The sequence below is a fragment of the Streptococcus ruminantium genome, from assembly GCF_003609975.1.
Lineage (GTDB): Bacteria > Bacillota > Bacilli > Lactobacillales > Streptococcaceae > Streptococcus > Streptococcus ruminantium.
The window spans coordinates 839,581-862,549 of sequence record NZ_AP018400.1 but is presented as its reverse complement, the minus strand read 5'-3'; the positions used below and the strand labels follow the sequence as shown (position 1 = coordinate 862,549).

21 protein-coding genes and 1 pseudogene are annotated in these 22,969 nt (G+C 40.4%); 7 read left to right on the top strand and 15 right to left on the bottom strand.

Annotated elements, in window-relative coordinates; all coding sequences use genetic code 11:
• Position 1: 1 nt before the first annotated feature.
• The 6 genes from SR187_RS04185 to SR187_RS04160 are packed head-to-tail and all read right to left on the bottom strand — an operon-like array spanning position 2 to position 6,818.
• Positions 2-1,732 (bottom strand): ABC transporter ATP-binding protein, encoded by a 1,731-nt coding sequence (locus tag SR187_RS04185; RefSeq protein ID WP_120171610.1) that lies wholly within the window; start codon positions 1,730-1,732, stop codon positions 2-4.
• Positions 1,719-3,458 carry an ABC transporter ATP-binding protein gene (locus tag SR187_RS04180; RefSeq protein WP_120171609.1) on the bottom strand — a complete coding sequence of 580 codons (1,740 nt, stop codon included), beginning with the start codon at positions 3,456-3,458 and terminating at the stop codon, positions 1,719-1,721. The genes SR187_RS04185 and SR187_RS04180 overlap by 14 nt, the downstream gene beginning before the upstream one ends.
• Before the next feature lies 1 nt (position 3,459).
• Entirely contained in the window at positions 3,460-4,434 is a 975-nt protein-coding gene (gene pta, locus SR187_RS04175; protein WP_120171608.1) for a phosphate acetyltransferase, read from the bottom strand.
• Between the two features lie 17 nt (positions 4,435-4,451).
• Positions 4,452-5,345, bottom strand: a complete 894-nt coding sequence (locus SR187_RS04170; protein WP_120171607.1) for an RluA family pseudouridine synthase — start codon at positions 5,343-5,345, stop codon at positions 4,452-4,454.
• Positions 5,345-6,163 (bottom strand): NAD kinase, encoded by an 819-nt coding sequence (locus SR187_RS04165; RefSeq protein WP_024532878.1) that lies wholly within the window; start codon positions 6,161-6,163, stop codon positions 5,345-5,347. Before SR187_RS04165 ends, SR187_RS04170 begins: the two co-directional genes overlap by 1 nt.
• Positions 6,147-6,818 (bottom strand): GTP pyrophosphokinase, encoded by a 672-nt coding sequence (locus SR187_RS04160; protein ID WP_024532877.1) that lies wholly within the window; start codon positions 6,816-6,818, stop codon positions 6,147-6,149. Before SR187_RS04160 ends, SR187_RS04165 begins: the two co-directional genes overlap by 17 nt.
• A gap of 239 nt (positions 6,819-7,057) precedes the next feature.
• Here SR187_RS04160 and SR187_RS04155 point away from each other — a divergent pair, with 239 nt between their 5' ends.
• The 6 genes from SR187_RS04155 (at position 7,058) to SR187_RS04130 (ending at position 11,175) form a co-directional block, all read left to right on the top strand.
• Positions 7,058-7,633: a CYTH domain-containing protein gene (locus SR187_RS04155; protein ID WP_120171606.1), complete on the top strand. Its 576-nt coding sequence runs from the start codon at positions 7,058-7,060 to the stop codon at positions 7,631-7,633.
• 122 nt (positions 7,634-7,755) lie between these two features.
• Positions 7,756-8,733 carry a ribose-phosphate diphosphokinase gene (locus SR187_RS04150; protein WP_024532875.1) on the top strand — a complete coding sequence of 326 codons (978 nt, stop codon included), beginning with the start codon at positions 7,756-7,758 and terminating at the stop codon, positions 8,731-8,733.
• Between the two features lie 11 nt (positions 8,734-8,744).
• Positions 8,745-9,860 carry a cysteine desulfurase family protein gene (locus SR187_RS04145; RefSeq protein ID WP_120171605.1) on the top strand — a complete coding sequence of 372 codons (1,116 nt, stop codon included), beginning with the start codon at positions 8,745-8,747 and terminating at the stop codon, positions 9,858-9,860.
• A 2-nt stretch (positions 9,861-9,862) separates the two neighbouring features.
• Positions 9,863-10,207, top strand: a complete 345-nt coding sequence (locus SR187_RS04140) for a DUF1831 domain-containing protein (protein ID WP_024532873.1) — start codon at positions 9,863-9,865, stop codon at positions 10,205-10,207.
• Between the two features lie 2 nt (positions 10,208-10,209).
• Positions 10,210-10,413: a DUF4649 family protein gene (locus tag SR187_RS04135; protein WP_024532872.1), complete on the top strand. Its 204-nt coding sequence runs from the start codon at positions 10,210-10,212 to the stop codon at positions 10,411-10,413.
• A gap of 123 nt (positions 10,414-10,536) precedes the next feature.
• The gene (locus SR187_RS04130; protein ID WP_024532871.1) at positions 10,537-11,175 is read left to right on the top strand and encodes a redox-sensing transcriptional repressor Rex; all 639 of its coding nucleotides are present in this window, start codon (positions 10,537-10,539) and stop codon (positions 11,173-11,175) included.
• 401 nt (positions 11,176-11,576) lie between these two features.
• On the opposite strand, the gene radC is transcribed toward SR187_RS04130, so the two are convergent.
• From radC to gyrA, 3 genes are all read right to left on the bottom strand, one after another.
• The gene (gene radC, locus SR187_RS04125; RefSeq protein WP_024532870.1) at positions 11,577-12,257 is read right to left on the bottom strand and encodes a RadC family protein; all 681 of its coding nucleotides are present in this window, start codon (positions 12,255-12,257) and stop codon (positions 11,577-11,579) included.
• A 190-nt stretch (positions 12,258-12,447) separates the two neighbouring features.
• Positions 12,448-13,194 (bottom strand): class A sortase, encoded by a 747-nt coding sequence (locus SR187_RS04120; RefSeq protein ID WP_024532869.1) that lies wholly within the window; start codon positions 13,192-13,194, stop codon positions 12,448-12,450.
• A 6-nt stretch (positions 13,195-13,200) separates the two neighbouring features.
• Positions 13,201-15,645 (bottom strand): DNA gyrase subunit A, encoded by a 2,445-nt coding sequence (gene gyrA / locus SR187_RS04115; RefSeq protein WP_120171604.1) that lies wholly within the window; start codon positions 15,643-15,645, stop codon positions 13,201-13,203.
• A gap of 187 nt (positions 15,646-15,832) precedes the next feature.
• Between gyrA and SR187_RS04110 the strand changes: the two genes are divergently transcribed.
• Complete coding sequence (locus tag SR187_RS04110; protein ID WP_120171603.1) at positions 15,833-16,816, top strand: L-lactate dehydrogenase; 984 nt, start codon at positions 15,833-15,835, stop codon at positions 16,814-16,816.
• A gap of 231 nt (positions 16,817-17,047) precedes the next feature.
• Here the strand turns inward: SR187_RS04110 and SR187_RS04105 are convergent, their stop codons facing one another.
• The 6 genes and pseudogenes from SR187_RS04105 to deoC all read right to left on the bottom strand — a co-directional run bounded on the left by SR187_RS04105 (position 17,048) and on the right by deoC (position 22,958).
• Positions 17,048-18,001 carry an ABC transporter permease gene (locus SR187_RS04105; protein WP_024531708.1) on the bottom strand — a complete coding sequence of 318 codons (954 nt, stop codon included), beginning with the start codon at positions 17,999-18,001 and terminating at the stop codon, positions 17,048-17,050.
• Position 18,002: 1 nt separating this feature from the next.
• Positions 18,003-19,064: an ABC transporter permease gene (locus tag SR187_RS04100; RefSeq protein WP_024531707.1), complete on the bottom strand. Its 1,062-nt coding sequence runs from the start codon at positions 19,062-19,064 to the stop codon at positions 18,003-18,005.
• Positions 19,057-20,578: pseudogene (locus tag SR187_RS04095) on the bottom strand (ABC transporter ATP-binding protein). Before SR187_RS04095 ends, SR187_RS04100 begins: the two are co-directional and overlap by 8 nt.
• A 196-nt stretch (positions 20,579-20,774) precedes the next feature.
• On the bottom strand, positions 20,775-21,842 hold the full coding sequence (locus SR187_RS04090) for a BMP family lipoprotein (protein ID WP_120171602.1): 1,068 nt from the start codon (positions 21,840-21,842) through the stop codon (positions 20,775-20,777).
• Positions 21,843-21,919: 77 nt separating this feature from the next.
• Entirely contained in the window at positions 21,920-22,309 is a 390-nt protein-coding gene (locus SR187_RS04085) for a cytidine deaminase (RefSeq protein WP_024531705.1), read from the bottom strand.
• Positions 22,296-22,958 carry a deoxyribose-phosphate aldolase gene (deoC, locus tag SR187_RS04080; RefSeq protein ID WP_120171601.1) on the bottom strand — a complete coding sequence of 221 codons (663 nt, stop codon included), beginning with the start codon at positions 22,956-22,958 and terminating at the stop codon, positions 22,296-22,298. The genes SR187_RS04085 and deoC overlap by 14 nt, the downstream gene beginning before the upstream one ends.
• Positions 22,959-22,969: the final 11 nt, after the last annotated feature.

The window sequence follows — 22,969 nt, the reverse complement described above, 5'->3', positions numbered from 1 at the left end:
TTCATTCTCCTTTTGCTTGCTGGCTCATCTGCATCTTATAATAAATACCCTGACGAGCCATTAACTCTATATGATTCCCCTGTTCTACAATTTTTCCGTCAACCATAACTAAGATCAAATCTGCCGATTGAATAGTGGATAATCTGTGAGCAATAATGAAGCTGGTTCGTCCTTTCATCAATTTTGCAAAGGCTTCTTGTACCAAAATCTCAGTTCTTGTATCAATGGAGGAGGTTGCTTCATCCAAAATTAGGATTTTAGGAATTTTAATGAAGACACGCGCAATGGATAGGAGCTGACGTTGTCCTTGAGATAGGGAACGTCCTCCATCCGTTAAAATCGTATCATATCCTTGTGGTAGTTGACGAATGAAAAAGTCAGCATTGGCTGCTTTGGCTGCCTCTATAACTGATTCTCGTGTAGCATTGGGATAACCATAGGAGATGGTATCATGGATTGTTCCCGACTTTATCCATGTTTCTTGTAATACCATCCCAATTTGCTTTCGGAGTTCCTCACGACTGTACTGACTAATCGGAACGCCATCTAACACAATCTGACCTGCTGTCACATCGTAAAAGCGCATGAGCAAGTTAATCATTGTAGATTTGCCTGCTCCAGTTGGTCCAACAATAGCTACCTTCTGACCTGATTTGACTTGAATATCCAGATGTTCAATCAGGGAACGGTCACTGCGATATGAAAAGGACACATTTTCAAAAGAGACAGCTCCTTTCAACTCCTCGGGATTGATTGTTCGCTCTGCCTGTTCTGCCAAACCATCTAAAGCTAAAATAGTAAATAATCTATCTGCACAAGCCAACGCGCTCTGCAACTCTGAAAGGACCGAAGAAATATCATTAAAGGGTTTACTATACTGACTAGCATAATGGAGGAAAGTTGTCAAAGATCCAACGGTAAAGTTTCCCATCATAATCCGTAAAGCTCCAAGTCCCGCCAGAAAAGCATAAATGACAGCGTTGATGAAACGAGTGCTGGGATTGACAGTCGAAGAAGCAAAAATAGCCTGCTGAGAATAGGTTGCATAGCTATCATTGACAGACTGAAAGTCACTTGCAAACTGATCTTGAGCATTAAAGGATTGAATGAGAGTCAATTGGTTTATAGACTCTTCTAGAAGTTGAGATTGCCGTCCACGTGCCTGAGTCTGTTTTCTATAGTAACCATAGCTTTTTTTAGCGATATAGCGTGAAACCAGAAGTGAAACCGGAGTCAAAGCAACTACCAATAGCATCATCGTCAAATCCAGTCCTGCCATGGTAAAAATAGTAAAGATAATCGTCAAAACTCCAATAAAAAATTGGTTGAAAATCATCAACAATCCATTGGTCAGTTGTTCACTATCGCTTGAGAAACGGGCAACCAGATCCCCTACAGACTGACTATCTAAATAAGATAAAGGCATATGATGAAGTTTGACATAGACCTGTTCTCTCAAATTTGTCACTATACCATAGACCAAACGATTGGTTATTAGAGGCAGCCACCACTGAACCATGGTATTCAGCAGAATAAGAAGCAACATCCGCTGAACAATCTTAAATAAGAATTGGCTATCCGCTAAAAGTGTAGCATCTACCGCTTGACCAATTAAAATCGGTAGATAAACCGTCAGCACAACCTGTACAAAGGTTCCAATCAGAAGCAAGCTGAGTCTTAAAGGTTGTTTCACAACCAATTTTACAAGACCTTTAAAACTAGATTCCTGCATGATGACTAACCTCCTCGACTTCTTGTGACTGATTGATTTCTTGGTAAACCGCTGAGATTCTTAGCAAATCCTCATGACGACCAAGCCCCACTTGCTGTCCTTGATCTAATACTAAAATTTGATCCGCCAACCGCAAACTATTGGTCCGCTGCGATATCATTATCAAGGTTTTTTCAGGTAAATGTTTGCGAATAGCAGATAAGAGACGACTTTCTGTCATATAGTCCAAAGCCGAAGTTGCATCATCTAGTATCAATACCGATGCCTGCTGTAAAACAGCACGCGCAATGGTTAGACGCTGACGTTGACCTCCAGAAAAGTTCTTACCAAATGCTTCAACTGGACTCTCCAAACCTCCCTTTTCCTCAATAAAATCTCTAGCTTGAGCAATGTCTAAGGCAGCCCACACATCACTATCAGAAACCTGTTTAAGCCCCAATGATAGATTAGAACGGACAGTGCCAGCAAAAAGCTGAGCCTGCTGGGGAACCAAGGCTAACTGCTGTCTCCAAAGCCTCAAATTTTCTGGATTCCCCCCATCTATAAACAAGGATAACTGATCAGCTGGCACTGGATAGAGAGCCTGCAATAAGTCTACCAGTGTAGACTTACCAGCACCTGTACCACCAATAATTCCCATAAATTGCCCCTTATACAAGTTAAAAGTAATATCTAACAAAGAGGCTTCCGATGACCGAGGGTAGGAAAAAGAAAGATGTTGGACAGAAAAAATAAGGTTCCTATCTTTACAGGTTATCTTGGGTAATGGAGCTTCTATATCTTCTGATTCTTGCTCAAACACCTCTTGAATTCGCTGAGCTGAAATGTAAGTCTGATTGAGGGTTGAAACCACCATCACCATCTTGACCAATTCCACTAAAATTTGTAAAAGGTAATTGATGAGAGCAACCAGCATCCCTTGTTCCAATCCATTACTAGAAATCGCCTCATTTCCCTGCCATATCAAAACCACCAAGGTGATATTGACTACTAAAAATGTTAGTGGCGATAAAAGACTGGACCAAAAGCCAGCTTGTAACTGCTGCTTTTCATACTCTTGATTGATTGTCTGAAATGCCTTGATTTCACGCTCTTTCTGCCCAAAAGCACGAATAACTCGCCAACCTGTCATAGTTTCACGTACTTGACCGACCAAACTATCTAATTTTTTTCGCAAGCTTTGATAAATACGGCTGGTAATCAAGGAGATACCTGTCACAAGCACAAGCAAGATAAAAATCATCCCCATAAAATAAAGAGACAGACTAGGACTGAGATAAAAGGCCATGATAAGGGCACCAAATACCACAATCGGAGCACGCAAAAACAAACGTAAAAAAATATTGATCCCCGTCTGAATCTGTAAGGTATCGCTTGTTAATCGAGTCAGTAAACTTGAAGAAGATAACCTATCTCGACTAGATTTGGGAAGGGAAAGCACCTTTTGATACAAATCTTCCGTTAACTCTTTTGTCACTCCAACTGCCACTTTAGCTGAAAAATATTGTGCCACAAGCGCAACAACAACTCCGATACCAGCAAAAGTAACCAGCAAAAAAAGCATAGCAACCAGGTCTCCCCGGCTGCCATTTGGAATAATTGTATCAACGATATTGGCAATAATCAATGGTACTAGAAGTTCAAAACAGGCCTCTAATAGCTTGAAAAATGGACCAAGTATGGATTCCTTTGTATAATCCTTAAAATATCGTGATAAAAATTTCATATTAACGGTGCTCCAAGGCTTGAACCGCAGTAATCAAGGTCAAATTGTAAACATCATCCGGATTACAACCACGAGACAGGTCGTTTACAGGCTGATTAAGTCCCTGCAAAACAGGACCAACTGCAGCAAAACCACCCATACGCTCTGCAATCTTGTAACCAATATTACCTGCTGAGATACCTGGGAAAATAAATACTGTTGCCTGACCTGCTACATTTGAACCTGGTGCCTTCAACTTTCCAGTCGTTGGAACAAAAGCTGCATCAAATTGCAATTCCCCATCCAAATCTAACTCTGGACGCAATTTCTGAGCAATCTTGGTCGCTTCTACAACCTTATCAACCTTAGGCCCTGAACCTGAGCCCTTTGTCGAATAGCTGAGCATGGCCACTTTGGGATCAATACCAAACATCTTAGCAGTACGAGCCGAGTTAATCGCAATCTCTGCAAGTGTTTGAGCATCCGGGTCAATGTTAATCGCACAATCACCAAAAATATAACGTTCTTCACCTTTGACCATCAAGAAAGCTCCCGACGTCTTAGACACTCCTGGCTCGGTTTTGATAATCTGGAGGGCTGGACGAACTGTTGAAGCTGTAGAATGAATGGCACCTGAAACCATTCCTTCTACAACCCCCATATAGACCAGCATCACACCGAAGTAGTTCACATCTTTCAACAATTCATGTGCTTGTTCTTCAGTCACTTTGCCCTTACGGCGCTCCACCAATGCTGCTACCATCTCATCATACTTGTCATAGTGAGCAGGGTCAATAATTTCAAAACCTTCTGTAATCCCTTCGATGTCTAGGTAAATTTTAATACGTTCAGGGTTTCCAAGCAAGACTGGTACTACATCTGATTCGTTAACCAAACGTTTTGTCGCTTGCAAGATGCGTGGTTCTTCGCCTTCTGGCAATACGATACGAACTTTTTTACCCTCTAGCTTTGTAGCTAATTGCTCAAAAATTTTCATGAACAAACTCCTTAAAATTATTTACTTGTTAACTGATTGATAACAGCCTGAAAATCATCTGGAAGAGACACTTCCAAATCAATCCTTTCGGCTGAAAAAGGATTGTCAAAGACCAAATGATGACAATGCAGAGCCTGACGCTCTATCCCACATTCTAAACTCCCTCCATACATGTCATCTCCCAGCAATGGAAAACCAATGTGAGCAAAATGAACACGAATTTGATGCGTTCGACCTGTATGGAGTTGAATATCTACTAAATGAATGTCATTCCATGATTGGACAACACGATAGGAAGTATGGGCATACTTCCCCGTATTGGTCACACAGCGAGTAATAATACTATCTTCTGGTCGCCCAATCGGAGCAATAATATCACCTTGAACTTTCAAGACTCCATTTCCCTTGATTAGAGCATAGTAACGTTTCTGAATCGATTTCGCCTGCAACTGTTTATCCAGACGAGCATGGGCATAGCCATGCTTTGCAAACAGCATCACACCAGAAGTATCTCTATCCAGACGCGTTACAATGTGAACCTGCTTATTTTCATAATCCTGAGCAATCAAGTATCCCTTGACAAAATTAGCAATCGTTGAGGAATGTAAAACAGATGGAATTGATGCATAACCAACTGGTTTATTGATAGCCAAGAAATGGTCATCTTCATAAACAATGTCCAGTGGAAAGGAAATCGGTTTCAAACTTCCCGTAACATCCTCCTCAGCCGGTATATCAATTGTAACTCTATCTCCAATATCAAGCAAGTAAGTTGCATTGCGTTCTATATCGTTGACCCAGATATTGCCACCCATGTACTTAATTTTGGCGAGTAGACTCTTGGAAACACCATATTTTTTAAGAAATGTCTTGATTTTTATATGCTGGTCAGCTATATATTCAAAGCGCATCACTCCACCTCTCCAATAAAAGCATCTTTGACCCTATTCCAAAAACTAGTATGGCTTGAGGTAGCAACAAAATGAATCTTGCTATTATCAATCTGATACTCAATGGTTTTGATATTGTCGTAAGTGAAAGTCTTATTGTCTACTGCAATCGAGTAACGGTCATTGTGTTTAGGCTCTATCACAATCTTATCCTTTTTGGGGACAACAATAGAGGAACCCAACGTTCGATAAACACGATTGTTCAAACTAGCCACCTCAGCAATCTGCAAGGCTTCAATTGTCGGATGTAAGACAGCGCCACCAAGAGACTTGTTATAAGCTGTTGAGCCTGTCGGAGTAGACACCGAAATCCCATCACCTCGAAAACGTTCAAAGGGAACGTTGTTGATGATAATATCTGCGACCATGGTCTTAGATAAGCGCTTGATAGTCGCTTCATTCAGAGCACGCGCCTCAATCGTCCGATCATCTGTCATCTTGACCTTAATATTTAAGATTGGATAGGAAACTCGTGCACCCGTATCAAGCTTGAGATTCTCAATCAGCTTATCAACTTCAAAATCACGATAATCCGTATAAAATCCTAAATGTCCCGTGTGAATACCAACAAAACGGACACGATCAATCAACTTCTCATACTTATGAAAAGCTGATAACAACATCCCATCACCTCCAATAGAGATGACAATATCTGGATTTTTTGCGGTTAAAATAAAATTTGCTTCCCTTAATTTTGTCCACAATTCTCTGGACACTGCTTCACTCTTAGGATTTCGACTTGCAAGCAGAGCGATTTTTTTTCTACCTGTATTCTTCATCTGTATCATCACTATTTCCAACACCATCATTCAGTTTACGATAGCCAGGATCAAATAAGACCTGCGCTTCCTGTATATCGTTGCGGATTTTTCGCATCTCCTCATCTAATTCATAGGCAATTTTCGCTGTAACTTCCAAGCGCTTCTTGATTTCTTCGGGAAAGTTTCCCCTATATTTGTAATTGAGAGAGTGTTCAATCGTTGCCCAAAAGTTCATGGATAGGGTACGAATTTGAATCTCTGCCAAAACCGTCTCATTACCATTTATGGTGTCCACTGGGTACTCAATCACTACATGATAAGAACGATAGCCAGAAGCCTTCATGTGATTGATATAGTCCCGCTCATGAACAATCTGCATATCTTTTCGTTTCCTTAAAATCGCTAGAACTTCTTCTATATCATCAACAAATTGGACCATAATCCGAAGACCAGCAATGTCCTGCATATCTTGAGCAAGATTTTCCAATTTTATATGTCTCAAGGTCATCTTTTCTTTAATAGACTCGATTGGCTTCACTCGTCCTGTTACAAACTCAATTGGAGAATGCTGATTGGCCTTCCGATACTGCTTACGAATTCCTCGCAATTTGATCTTCAGTTCGCCAACTGTCTGGATGTAAGGGTCTAAAAATTCTTCCCAATTAAAATCCATATGATCCCTTTCTTGTCAAAACTTTTAAATTGTATTATACTCAATAAAAAATCAAAAATAGATGAGCAATAAAGTCAAAGATGGAACTCTACTACTTTTTAAATTTCAAGCAGCAGCTAAAGTCTTCCATCAGATAAGACACTCATCAAGACGAAGTAACAAGATTTCATTTTGATTTTCAAAGAGTGTTAAGATAACACAAAGACTAATCTATTATAACATATGAAAGGGTTTACTGCATGAAAAACCATCTAGAAATCGAGTACAAAACACTATTGACCAAATCGGAATACAAACGCCTCTTGCCTGATTTTTCTGATGTAAATCCCGTTTTTCAAACCAATCACTATATTGATACCCCAGACTTTGATCTGAAAAATAACCGTCTTTCTCTCCGAATTCGTACCTTTGAAGAAATGGCAGAGCTAACATTAAAAATTCCTCAGGAAATTGGCAACCAAGAATACAATCAAGCTCTGGATATTCAGACCGCTAGAGCCTTACTTACACATTTTCAACTTCCAACAGGTCAGATTGCAGATATTATTTCAATCACCGCTATTCCTCTCAATAGACTTGCTGTCTGGGGTAGCTTAACCACTGAGCGCTATGAAAAAGAGACATCTATCGGGCTCATGGCTCTGGATAAAAATGATTATCTTGATCAAACAGACTACGAGCTAGAAGTTGAGGTTACAGATGCCGATGAAGGGAAAATTCTATTTGATGAATTTCTCAAAAAAAAATCTATCCAATTCAAATATGCCAGCAGCAAAGTTGCTCGAACAGCTGCCTATAAAAAATCAGTTCAATAGGACTGATTTTTTATTTCTCTGCTGAAAATTTTTCAATTTTTTGGTAAAATAAAATTATCTATTGTAAAAAATACTTTTATGATCTTCATAAAAGCTCAGTGTATTAAAGGAGTTACTTGAAAATGGTGCAACCTCTCGGTGAACACAACGTAAAATTATTCTCACTCAATAGCAATCGCGACATTGCTGAAAAAATTGCAGAGTCTGCTGGAATTCCTCTTGGGAAACTTTCTTCTCGTCAGTTTTCAGATGGAGAAATCCAAATTAACATTGAAGAATCTGTACGTGGCGTAGATGTTTACATCATCCAATCAACTAGTTATCCGGTCAATAACCACCTGTGGGAACTATTGATTATGATCGATGCATGTAAACGCGCTAGTGCTAACACCGTCACTGCTGTTATCCCTTATTTTGGCTATGCGCGTCAAGATCGTACTGCTTCTCCACGTGAACCAATTACAGCTAAGTTAGTTGCTAATATGCTAGTTAAAGCTGGCGTAGATCGCGTATTAACTCTTGATTTACATGCTTCACAAATCCAAGGTTTCTTTGATATTCCAGTAGACAATCTCCTTACTGAGCCTCTCTTTGCTCACTACTATATGGAAAAAGGTCTTTGCAAAGAAGATGTGGTCATTGTTAGCCCTAAAAACTCAGGTATCAAACGTGCTCGCAATATCGCAGAATTTTTAAATGCTCCGATTGCTATTATTGATTATGCTCAAGATGATTCTGAGCGTTCCGAAGGATACATCATCGGCGATGTGGCTGGTAAAAAAGCGATCTTGGTAGATGACATTCTCAATACTGGTCGCACCTTTTCACAAGCTTCAAAAATTGTACAAGAAGGTGGAGCTACTGAAATTTATGCTGTTGCCAGCCATGGCCTCTTTGCAGGAACAGCCGCGCAGTTACTAGACGAAGCGCCAATCAAAGAAATCCTAGTGACCGACTCTGTTTCTAGCAAGGAGCAACATCCAAAGAACATTGCCTTCTTAACAGCTAGTGACTTAATCGCAAATGCAATTCACCGTATTCAAGAACATCAGCCACTCAGCCCACTCTTCAAGTTTACTAATCCGATAAAAGAAAACTAGGAGTCTACTTTTTGATTTATTTAGACCATGCAGCAACCACTCCCGCTTCTCCCATTGCTCTCCAACGAATGATGGAAGTTGCTCAAGAAAGTTATGGCAACCCATCCAGTATTCACCATGCTGGCCGCAATGCTAACCAAATTCTTCGTCAGGCACGTCAGGATATTGCCCAAGTTTTAGCTGTTTCGCCCGATCAGCTCATTTTTACCTCCGGCGGTTCCGAAGCGAATAATTTAGCGATCAAGGGTTATGCCCTTGCTCATAAAGATAAGGGCAAACACCTGATTACAACAGCCATTGAACATCATGCCGTCCTTCATACCATGCAGTACTTAGAAGAACATTTTGGTTTTGAGGTAACCTATATTCAGCCGATAGATCAGGTCATCACTGCTCAACAAATAAAAAAAGCCCTACGACCAGATACTATCCTTGTCAGTGTTATGTTCGCCAATAATGAAACTGGGCAACTACTTCCCATTAAGGAAATTGGTCAAGTTCTCTCTGGGCATCAAGCTGTCTTTCATGTTGATGCTGTCCAAGCTGTTGGAAAGGTAGAGCTACACCCGATTGAATATGGGATTGATTTTCTTACTGCTGCAGGCCATAAATTCCATGGCCCGAAAGGAAGTGGTTTTCTATACAGTAAAATTCACCGGTTTGACTCCTTAATCCATGGTGGAAAGCAGGAAGCTCAACATCGAGCAGGAACCGAAAATCTCCCAGCCATTGCTGCTATGGCAACTGCTCTAACGGAGCAAATTACCGAATTAGACAAAAATAGCAACTACATCAGTCAACTCAGAAAACAACTTATTGAAGGGTTACATGGATTAGACTATTATATCAATCAGTCTGGCTCCCATCTCCCCCATATCCTCAATATTGGTTTCCCAGGCAAGCTAAACGAACAACTACTTATGCAATTAGATCTAGTCGGTATTGCTGTATCTAGCGGTTCTGCCTGTACTGCTGGCATTGTTCAAAACAGCCATGTATTGGAAGCTATGTATGGAAAAGAATCTCCTCGGTTGAAGGAGTCTATCCGTATCAGCCTTTCAGAAACCAACACAAAACAAGAAATAGATACTCTTATCGTAGAATTAAAAAAAATAATTGGAGGTTAAAAATGGCATTCCAAAAATCTGTTACCTTGAAAGATTGTAACTTTACTTATCATATTAGTCCTGTTGTCAAAAAATATACACTGCGTGACAATACGTTTGAACAAACCAAAGCAGGACATTATCAACTGACTCGTCTTCTGGAAGAAATTCCAAACTCAAACCAGGGTTTCCTCTTAAAAATTATTATCAATCAGGACTTGACAGGTTTTAAAATCAATATCACAGATAAATCCGGTCTACACTTGGTTAACATTTTTAAACCAGAGAGCAATAAGGTCATTCAGGAAAAGTTTTACTTCCTTATGGATAGCTTGATTGATCGTGACATCTTTACGAAAGAAGCATAAAAATGATTGAAGTCCATTATCGTGATGCTTATAAAAAAGAGCGTAGCCAGACATTTGAAAATAAGGAGGCAGCAGTTTTAGCCTTCTCTGGTTGCCTTACTCTACCGGATTACTATCCTATCTCTAGCATTATCAAAGATGGGAAGGAATTGGATTTCAAAGGAACAATCGGTGACCTCTATCTTTATTTACAGACACTAGACTAAACAGGTTCTCTGTTTGGTCTTTTTTAAAATCAATCTGTTGATTTTTTCACAAACTTGGACTAGAATAGAGGAAAGAATTATTTAACATACGAATCATCGATATAAAAAATAAAGGAGTCCAAAGTGAAAAACGATAAAAAATCAGATATTCCACGCGCTACTGCCAAACGTCTATCCCTTTACTACCGTATTTTCAAGCGTTTTTATGCAGGTAATATTGAAAAAGCTAGTTCTAAAGAAATCGCCGAAGCCATTGGCATAGATTCCGCAACTGTGCGCCGTGATTTTTCTTACTTTGGAGAACTCGGTCGGCGCGGTTTTGGCTACAATGTCAAGGAGCTGATGGATTTTTTTGCGGATATTTTAAACGATACTTCCATTACCAATGTGATATTAGTTGGTGTTGGAAATATGGGACGCGCCTTGCTTCACTACCGCTTTCACGAACGGAATAAAATGAAGATTGTCATGGCATTCGAGGCCGATGACAGCCCTGCGGTCGGCACTATAGACGAAAATATTCCTATTCATGCCATTTCAGATATTAAAGATCGTATTCAAGAGGCCAACTCACAAACAGCTATCTTAACGGTACCGAGCATCAAAGCTCAGGAGGTAACAGACATCCTTGTTGAAGCTGGTATTAAGGGTATCCTCAGTTTTTCACCAGTTAATCTCTCTGTCCCAAAAGATGTAGTTGTACAATATGTTGATTTGACTAGCGAGTTACAAACCTTGCTCTACTTTATACGCAAAGGATAATGATTGGTGCATGTCAGAAAATGAACCCACGAATAAAACCTATCGCATGCTGCCCTGTCTATCGTGCAGCTAGTTTTTCTAAAAATAACCAAAACCAGTCCATGTTTTGAGGACTGGTTTTAAAATTGCTCCACTTGTTTTATTTTAGAACAATTTAATCATGCTCTCTTCAACTCAATATCCCAACTAAAAGTACCTTATCTGCTATAACATTTTTATCCATGGTAAAATAACAACTTTGCAATTCAGTTTTTTAATATCATATTTCAAGCTGTTACACCATGATGGACAATCTTACATTTTCTTTAAAGCTTTCCTTGTATAGCTCACTATACTACAAAAAGCTCTCTCTTGATTTCCTATGTACGACATTATCCCGTCAAAACTATTAAAACAACTATTTAGAATAACTCACTTTCTTCCCTAAAAGAATAATATCCCTTGCAACCTACAATTAAGTGGTCTAATAAAACCAATCCTAGCGTTTCGCAGGATTTTTTTAAATTCTCTGTGAAAAGTAAATCATTTTTACTAGGTTGCACTGAACCCGATGGATGATTGTGTACGATAATAATAGATGTTGCCATGCATTTGACTGCATAATGCAAAATTTCACGTGGTTCTGCAATACTGCGGTTAACACTACCAATAAAAATAGTCTTTTGACTGATAATCTGATTTTGTGTATTTAGATAAAGAGCAAGCAGATGTTCTTGTTTCTTATCGCCGAGTTCTTGGATCATCTTGCGCCCAAGCTTCTCACTACCCAAAATACGTTCATTTAAGAGCAATTCAGACTGGTTGATCCGTTTTCCCAACTCAATCATGGCCTTGATTTCAATTGCTTTCACACGACCGATTCCTGTTAAAGTCTGCAATTCTTCTATAGACAATTCTCTTAAAGCCGCCAAGTTCTCCAAGCGATTTAATAAATTATTGGAAAGAATGGAAACAGGCTCTTTTTTTGTTCCGGTTCGAATAAAAATAGCTAATAATTCTTGATTACTAAGTCGTTCAGCCCCTACTTCCATAAGACGTTCACGAGGGAGCAGAGATTCTTCTTTAAAATCAATTTGATACATAATTTCCTCCTCACTTATCTATTCGTAAGGTGGATAAAAAATAGGGGTGGTACAGAATTAGAATAGCAATTCTGTACCACCCCCACAAAGTTAATTTACTGTATTCGCCTTAAAAACCGACTACCACAGTCTGCACCAATTAGCCACTATCCTACTCGTTAGGAATTAAGAATGTTGGGGCGAGCCAATCCTATTGACCATAATCATACTGATTGTAGCTCTTTGTAAATGCATCCAATACTTCCTTTGGTGACTGTTTGTATGGAGTTGTTGACTCAAGAACTCCCTTTACAATGATACGTTCTGTAGCATAATAATCAGTACATGTTACCAAGGTAATCTCTGTTCTTCCAGCAACATCGTCAATAACATGTACACTTTCCGGAGGAACAATCTGCACACTATCGATTACATACGTATAGACGGTTGTCTTATCGGTAATATGAATCTTCATACCATTTTTGGCACGATCAAGCGGTGAGAAAAGAACGTCCGCTGCACCAGTTACTCCAAAAATATGATGACTGGCTAACGCATAATTCCCCTTTCCCATTTCCTGATTTTCCTTCATTGTACCTGCACCGTACATAAGAGAGGTATTAAAGACACCTTTAAAGATAGGAAGATTGATACCAAGTTCTGGAACGGCAATTCCACCAATTACCGGTAGACGCTGTGCTTCCCATTGGGCTTTCAAAATAGCCTCTGTCGAAACGGATTCAACTTGATTAAAATCAAAAGTCGTTTCAGCTTGTTTATTTTTCTCAATATCCTCTGTAGTAACATTTTTGATTTGATATTTATTGGTATTCCATCCAATGATAAAATTACGGATAGGAGCATTAAATATCAAAGCCAGAGAAATCAATACCAATAAAACTGTTAGAAGTTTACGCCAAAAAGAACCCTTTCGCTTCTTCTTTTCACGTTTAGACATGACTGCTTATTCCTTTTCCTCTTTAATCTCAGCAGCTTCAACCAAGGCAAAAGTCATAATTTTCGCTTCATCATTGAGACGCATTACCTTAACACCCATGGTAGAGCGACCGGTTTGTGAGATATTAGCCACACTTGTACGAATAATGACACCAGTATCTGTGATTACCATAATATCCTCAGCACCAGAAACGGTTGTCAGCCCTGCAAGCGGACCATTTTTCTCAGCAACTTTAAGGGTTTTAATCCCCTTACCACCACGTCCTTTTGTAGGGTACTCACTAGCTGGAGTGCGCTTCCCAAAGCCCTTTTCAGTCAAGACAAGAACTTCTTGTTCATCCGAAATCATGGTAGCTCCAACCAATTGGTCTCCATCACGAAGGGTGATACCACGCACACCTGTTGCTGTTCGTCCCATATTGCGGACGGCTGTTTCCGCAAATCGAACGGAATAACCAAATTTGGTTCCCATGATAACATCTGCCTGCCCATTTGTCAAGAATACGTTAATAAGTTCATCATATTCTTTCAGATTCAAAGCCTTCAAACCGCTCTGACGGATATTAGCAAATTCTGAAACACTGGTACGTTTAACTACACCTTGACGAGTTGCAAAAAATAGGTAACAATCTGCTTCTTGATCTTTCGTCACATTGATAATGGTCTGAATAGACTCGTTCTCTTCTAGCTTGAGCAGATTAACTACCGGAAGTCCCTTGGCAGTACGACCATACTCAGGGATTTCATAACCTTTCAATCGATAAACACGCCCCTTATTTGTAAAGAAAAGGAGACGATCATGAGTACTAGTGGATACCAATTCACGTACAAAATCATCATCTTTAACACCTGTACCTTGTACACCACGTCCACCACGTTTTTGTGCTTGAAACTCATCTTGAGCCAAGCGTTTGATATAGCCTTGGTTTGACAGGGTGATTAGGATATCTGTTTCTTCAATCAGATCCTCATCTTCGAGAGAAAGAACTTCACCAACCATCAATTCTGTACGACGACTATCAGCGTACTTACGCTTCACTTCTTCTAATTCTTCTTTAATGATATAAACAACACGCTCAGGCTTAGCTAAAATATCAGTCAAGTCAGCAATCAAGGCAATCAGTTCATCATATTCGGATTGAATCTTATCACGTTCCAAACCTGTCAGACGACGGAGACGCATATCAAGGATAGCTTGACTTTGACGCTCTGACAAATGAAACTTAGTCATCAATTCAGCTTGTGCAATCGCATCCGTCTCTGAATTGCGAATAATACGGATTACTTCATCAATATGATCAAGAGCAATCAGCAACCCTTCCAAAATATGGGCGCGCGCTTCCGCTTTTTCCTTATCAAACTGCGTACGGCGGGTAACTACTTCTTTTTGGTGTTCAATGTAGGACTCTAAAATCTGGCGAACAGATAAAATCTTTGGTACACCATTTTGAATAGCCAACATATTGAAGCTAAAATTAGTCTGCAGTTGAGTTTGCTTGAAAAGATTGTTCAAGATAACATTAGCAGACGCATCTCTGCGTACCTCAATAACAAAGCGAACCCCCTCACGGTTGGACTCGTCACGAACTGCTGTAATCCCTTCAATACGCTTTTCCTGCACCAGCTTAACGATATGCTCTTGGACCTTGGATTTGTTGACCATGTAAGGAAACTCTGTAACAACAATCCGTTCGCGACCATTTCCATATTCTTCAATCTCCGTGCGAGAACGCAGAACAATGGATCCCTTACCAGTTTCATAGGCACGATGAATACCTGATTTCCCCATAACAAGAGCACCGGTTGGAAAATCCGGACCAGGTAGGACTTCCATGATTTCACGCGTTGTCACCTCTGGATTGTCCATCACCAATTTAACTGCTTCAATTGTTTCTCCCAAGTTGTGAGGAGGAATGTTGGTTGCCATCCCCACAGCAATACCAGTTGTACCATTAACTAATAGATTTGGGAAACGAGCTGGCAATACTTCCGGCTCCCGTTCGCTAGCATCATAGTTGTCGGCAAAATTAACTGTATTCTTGTTAATATCACGAAGCATCTCCAACGCAATCTTGCTCATACGAGCCTCTGTGTAACGTTGGGCAGCAGCACCATCACCATCCATAGAACCAAAGTTTCCATGGCCATCTACCAGCATGTGACGATAACTCCACCATTGCGCCATACGAACCATAGCTTCATAAATGGCACTGTCACCATGTGGATGATACTTACCCATAACATCCCCTGTAATACGGGCAGATTTTTTATGTGGCTTATCTGGTGTAATTCCTAGTTCATTCATTCCGTATAAAATACGGCGGTGCACGGGCTTCAGACCATCACGTACATCTGGAAGAGCACGCGAAACGATAACACTCATCGCATAGTCAATAAAGGATGATTTCATCTCCTTGGTCAGATTAACCGTCACTAAATTCTTATCTTGCATTATATGCCTCTTTCAACAGTCATTGTGCTTCTATTATATCACATTGTGAAGTAAATTTCTTTGTTGGAAATGGCATGTAAACATTTTCAAAACCGCTTTCACAAGTGACAAAAAATACAAAACATGCTAGAATGGATTATGGTTGGGATGGATTCGTCCCCAAATAAAACTAAGGAGATGTTTAGCGATGACTGCAACTAAACAACATAAAAAAGTAATTCTTGTCGGTGACGGTGCTGTAGGTTCTGCTTATGCATACGCTCTTGTCAACCAAGGTATTGGTCAAGAATTGGGTATTATTGATATTAACAAAGACCGCACTCAAGGTGATGCAGAGGACTTGAGCCACGCATTAGCTTTCACATTCCCTAAAAAAATCTATTCTGCTGAGTACTCAGATGCTCATGATGCAGACCTTGTCGTATTGACAGCTGGCTTGCCACAAAAACCAGGTGAAACTCGTCTCGAATTGGTGGAGAAAAACCTTCGCATTAACCAACAAATCGTTACTGAAATTGTTAAGTCTGGTTTCAATGGTATCTTCCTTGTTGCAGCTAACCCAGTTGATGTTTTGACGTATTCAACTTGGAAATTCTCTGGTTTCCCTAAAGAACGTGTTATTGGTTCAGGTACTTCACTTGATTCAGCTCGTTTCCGTCAAGCATTAGCTGAAAAAATCGGTATTGATGCTCGTTCTGTCCATGCCTACATCATGGGTGAGCATGGTGACTCAGAATTTGCTGTTTGGTCTCATGCTAACGTTGCCGGTGTGAAATTGTACGACTGGTTGCAAGACAACCGCGACATTGATGAACAAGGTCTTGTTGATTTGTTTGTATCTGTTCGTGATGCAGCTTACTCCATCATCAATAAAAAAGGTGCTACTTATTATGGTATCGGTGTTGCCCTTGCTCGTATCACTAAGGCAATCTTTGATGATGAAAATGCTGTACTTCCATTGTCTGTTTACCAAGCAGGTCAATACGACGGTGTCGAAGATGTTTTCATCGGTCAACCTGCTATCATCGGTGCACATGGTATTGTTCGCCCAGTTAACATCCCATTGAGCGAAGCTGAATTGCAAAAAATGCAAGCTTCTGCTAAACAATTGAAAGATATTATTGACGATGCCTTTGCTAAGCCAGAAATTGCAGCAGGTGTTAAAAACTAATCATCAAGCCTAAGAGAAGGTGGACCTAACGGTCTGCCTTTTTCTACTTTCAAGCATAGTCATAAGAGGTTGGGACAATAGTCCAATCTCATATATAAAAAGCGAACAAACCAAGATTCTGATTGTCAGAAAACTAGTTTTGTTCGCTTTTTTTGTTCAATTATAAATCTAAAGGACTTGATAATTGAGATTTTCAAAATTGAAAATCTTTTTGTCCCAAGCTCTATATGATTACTTAGACTTGATGTAGTTAATTCCGTCTGCTTTAGGAGCTACTGCTTTACCAAAGAAGGCAGATAGCGCAATCACTGTCACAAGATAGGGTGCAATTTGAAGATAAACAGTTGGAATATCCTTCAAACCAGGCAACTGACTACCAATTACTGCCAAACTTTGTGAAAGTCCAAAGAATAGACTAGCAAGCATGGCACCGATTGGGTTCCATTTACCAAAGATAACTGCCGCTAAGGCTATAAAACCTGAACCAACAATTGTCGTAGCAGAAAAATTGATATTAACTGACTGGGCACTTACGGCACCACCAACACCACCTAGAAAACCAGCTAGCAAAACCCCTGCATAACGCATGGCATAGACATTGATACCTAAGGTATCTGCAGCTTGTGGATGTTCACCCACTGAGCGAAGACGCAAACCAAACTTTGTTTTATAGAGGACAAACCATGCCACAAAGGCTGTTGCAATGGCAACATACCCCATCAAACTAGTATTTTTGAAGAAAATATCTCCGATGATAGGGATGTCAGCCAAGATAGGGAATGAAAACTTCCCAAATGATTGTGTTATGCTATCAGTCTGTCCCTTGTGATACATAACTTTTACAAGAAAGACGCTTAGCGCAGGTGCAAGCAAATTCAGTACAGTACCAGACACAACATGATCCGCACGGAAGTTAATCGTTGCCATCGCATGGATAGCAGCAAATAGGATACCGGCTAAACCACCGACCAAAACTGCCACCAATGGAGTCGCTTTACCAAAAGTTTCTGCAAACTCAATGTTGAATACAACACCAGCAAAGGCACCAATCACCATGATTCCTTCTAGACCAACGTTTACGATACCACCGCGCTCAGAGAAAACTCCTCCAAGACTGGTAAAAATCAAAGGTGCAGAATAAATCAGCATTTGCGAAATGAGTAAGGCAAGCATTGAAACATTCATCTTATTTCGCTCCTTTCGCTTTATTTCTAGATTTTAACAACTGTTCAAAAATGAATTTCACACCGATGAAGAAGATGATAGACGCAGTGACTACGTTAATCAATTCTGGCGGAATCTGTGCCCGAACCATACCTGGAGAACCTACTGACAAGACCCCAAAAAGGAAGGCAGCTAGTGGGATACCAAGCGGTGAATTTGAGGCCAAGAGCGCTACAGACATCCCATTAAAACCGATGTCTAAGTTACCACTTTGGATATAAACATTTTGGAACGTCCCCAAACCTTGAATAGCACCACCGAGACCAGCAAGAGCACCTGAAATAATCATAGACAGAATAATGGTACGCTTGGCAGACATACCAGCATAATCAGAAGCTGTCGGATTGAGACCTACCGAACGAATTTCAAAACCAAGTGTTGTCTTCGTTAATAGAAACCAAATAACAAAAACTGCGATAAGGGCAAAAAAGATACCAATATTCATCCGAGAATTATCCGTCAATGCACGAAGCCATTCTGTCTGATAAGAAGCATTAGCTGATACGTTGATAGTCGAATCTGTATTTTTCATCAAATTATCTGCAAAAACATCACGGATGATGTAATTACATGAATAGAGCAAGATATAGTTCATCATAATGGTAACGATAACTTCACTCGTTCCTAAATAAGCACGAAGGACACCGGGAATAGCACCAGCGATACCACCGGCCAACATTGCAATCACAACTGTTGCAAAAATTAAGACTGGACGTGGCAAATCCGGATTCGCCAGAGCGAACCAGCCTGCAAAAACCCAACCAACATATGCTTGACCTGAAAGACCAACATTAAAGAAGCCTGCACGACTAGCCACAGCAAAACCAAGAGCGGTAAATACAAGAGGTGCCATCGCACGGAAAATTTCACCAATAGACTTGATATTACCGAAAGCCGAATAGAATAACTCTTCATAACCCCAAATTGGATCGTAACCAAACACAAGCATGACAATCGCTCCAAGTAGGATACCACTGACCACCGCCAACATTGGAAGAGTTAAATTCTTATATTTTTTAAGCATGTTCTTCTCCCTTCTCAATATGTCCACCTGCCATCAATACACCCAATTCTTGTTTATTGGTCTTAGCAGGTTCAACAATCCCATGGATGACCCCATCATGGATAACAGCAATTCTATCTGATACATCCAATATTTCATCCAGTTCGAAGCTGACAACAAGAACAGCCTTACCCTTATCACGTTCTGCTATGAGACGTTTACGAATATATTCGATAGCACCGACATCCAAACCACGTGTTGGCTGACTGACAATGAGGAGGTCTGGGTTGCGGTCAATCTCGCGGGCAATAATAGCTTTTTGCTGGTTACCACCCGAAAGTGCCTTAACCGGAACCAATTCACTAGCACCACGAACATCAAACTCTTCCATCAACGAGCGTGCCTTCTCGTTAATAGTACCATAGTTCAAAATACCATTTTTAGAAATCGGCTCTTTATAATATGTTTGTAAGGAAATATTTTCTGCTACAGTCATCGGAAGGACAAGGCCATCACGATGGCGATCTTCTGGCACATGACTAACTTGCATTTCTGTAATCTTACGTGGTGTTTTGCCGACAACTTCTTCACCCTTGATAGTGATAGAACCAGATTTCACCTTCCGCAGACCAGTAATGGCCTGGATTAGTTCACTTTGACCGTTACCATCAATCCCAGCTATACCAACAACTTCACCTGCACGAACATCTAGGGATAAACCTTTGACCGCTGGGATCCCTCGGTTTTCATTTACTACTAAATCTTTAATTGATAAAATGACTTCTTTTGGATTGGCTTTTATCTTCTCTGTCTTGAAAGATACAGAACGACCAACCATCCACTCTGCCAAATCTTGGTTAGTAGCACCTTCTACGGCAACTGTTTCAATCGACTTACCACGACGGATAACCGTTACACTGTCAGCAACTGCGCGTATTTCATCCAGCTTGTGCGTGATTAAAATAATAGATTTTCCTTCCTCTACCAAGGCTTTCATAATCTTTAAAAGCTCTGCAATTTCTGCTGGAGTTAAAACGGCTGTAGGCTCAATTTGCACCACGATAGAGGGTTTTAAGGATTTCTACACGCTGCTGAGCACCAACAGAAATATCCGCAACTCTAGCTGTGGGATCAACTTCAAGACCATACTTAGCAGAGAGTTCCTTAATTTCAGCAATAGCTTTCTTAAGGTCAATCACTCCACCTTTGGTGGTCTCGGATCCAAGAATAATATTCTCAGCAACTGTAAAAGCATCAACCAGCATGAAATGTTGGTGAACCATACCAATCCCCAATTGCGCTGCCTTAGAGGGAGAATCAATCTTTACAGATTGACCATTGATAGCAATTTCACCGCTTGTAGGTTCCAACAAACCAGCAAGCATATTCATCAGAGTAGACTTTCCTGCCCCATTTTCACCGAGAAGGGCATGAATTTCACCACGTCTGACATTTAAATTGATGTGGTCATTTGCAACAAACTCACCAAATATTTTGGTGATATTGCGCATCTCAATGACATAATCCTTTGTCATAATCTATTTCCTTTCTGACTACAGTCTTCCGAAACATTGATCAGGGTCTATGTGACTCGTAAAATGTTCCAAAGACCATATCATTTTTGTCAGTGAAACCTACCATCACGGTACATTGATAGGCTTTACTGAGAGAAATCTCAACCAAAAACGGCGACCCGTCAGGTCGCCGAGTCGGAATAGTCTAAAAAAGTATTTAAGGTTTTTCTGGAACTTCCACTTTACCGTCTAGGATAGCTTTTTTAGCATCAGCAACTGCTTTAGAAGCTTCTGATGAAAGGTTTGTTTCAGCCAATTCTACACCACCATCAGCCAATTTGAATTGGAGAACTTTTCCACCAGGAAACTCACCTTTAAGGGCTTGGTTTGCAATATTTTTAACAGAAGTACCAACTTGTTTCAAAGTTGATGCCAGAACAAAGTTGGATTCTTTTCCATCTTTAGACTTATATGCACCTTCTGCTGATTGGTCACGGTCAACACCGATTACCCATACCTTATCTGCTTCATTACGAGTAGCATTTTCTGCTTTCGCCGCAGCAAATACACCGTTACCAGTACCACCTGAAGCATGGAAAATAACATCAGCACCTGCTGCATATTGAGTCGCAGCAATTGTTTGACCTTTAGCTGCATCACCGAATGAACCAGCATAATCTACTGTAATCTTAATATCTTTATTCACAGATTTAGCACCTGCAACAAAACCAGCTTCAAAGCGGTCGATGATAACACCTTGCATACCACCAATGAAACCTACATGGTTTGTTTTGGTTGATTTAGCTGCTGCAACACCTGCAAGATATGATGCTTCATGGTCTGCAAAGCCAACACTGACAACATTGTCTTGATTTGGAACAGTGCTATCCACAATTACATAATGTGTCTTAGGGTTGTTTGGAGCAACTTCTGCAATAGCACTCTCCAAGGCAAAACCGATACCGAACACAAGATTGTATCCGCCAGAAACAGCTGAGTCAAGGTTCGTTACATAGTCTGATTCACTATTTGATTGGAAGTAGGCATAACCTTTATTTTTTTCGAGATTATTTTCTTTCCCCCAAGCTGTCAAACCTTCCCAAGCGGATTGGTTGAACGAACGGTCATCAATACCACCAAGGTCTGTGACAATAGCAGCCTTGACAGTTGAGTCTGCTGACTTTGAAGATTCTGAGCTACCGCTTTTTGAAGCACGGTTACCACACGCAGCCAATGATAGAGCCGCAACAGCTGCTAGACCAAGTCCAACAAGTTTCTTGTTCATTTCTGAACCCTCCTAAAATATTTTTGCAACCGTAGTTGCAGAGTAATAATGGTACAGTCAAATGACTGTCATACAGACTATGTGAGGTCTGTAAAGGAATATGGAAGTAACTCCCCGACTGTCATCTCGACTGTCGATTGATCCTTAGCGACCAAGGTCACTTTTAAATCCTGTTCAAAAAATTCCGCCATTACCTGACGACAGGCACCACATGGCGATATGGGCTCTCCTGTTTCACCATATATAATGATTTCTGAAAACTCTCGTACGCCTTCAGAAACGGCCTTGAAGATGGCTGTTCTCTCGGCGCAGTTCGTCAATCCAAAGCTAGCATTTTCGATATTTACCCCCGTGAACACTTGTCCATCTTTTGACACCAAAACTGCACTAACAGGAAATTTTGAGTAGGGAACATAAGCCTTCTGGCTATTGCTCACAGCTAATTTTATTAAATCAGTAGTCGCCATCCGCCTGCACTCCATTCATGATAGCAACGCCTGATGATGCACCAATACGAGTTGCACCAGCTTCGATAAAAGCAATAGCATCTTCATAAGAGCGCGCTCCACCGGAGGCTTTAACACCCAAATCTGGTCCTACAGTTTTTCTCATCAAGGCAACATCTGCTACGGTAGCACCACCTGTAGAAAATCCTGTAGAAGTTTTAACATAGTCAGCACCAGCTTCTTGTGATAACTGGCAGGCCTTTACTTTTTCATCCTCTGTCAGAAGGCACGTTTCAATAATTACCTTAACAAGTTTGTTGTTGCTTGCCTCAACCACAGCCTTAATGTCTTCAAAAACTAAATCGTAGTTTCCTGATTTCAAAGCACCGATATTGATAACCATATCAATCTCATCTGCACCATTTGCGATAGCATCTTTAGTTTCAAAGGCTTTGACAGCAGGGGTATTTGCCCCAAGAGGGAAACCAATAACAGTACAAACTTTTACATCACTGTCTTTCAAACTTTCAGCAGCCAAAGCGACCCATGTCGGATTGACACATACACTAGCAAAATCGTACTCTTTTGCTTCTGCTAGAATCTTCTCAACTTGTTCTTGCGTGGTTTCAGGTTTTAAGATTGTGTGGTCAATATATTTATTCAATTTCATAGTTTTCTCCG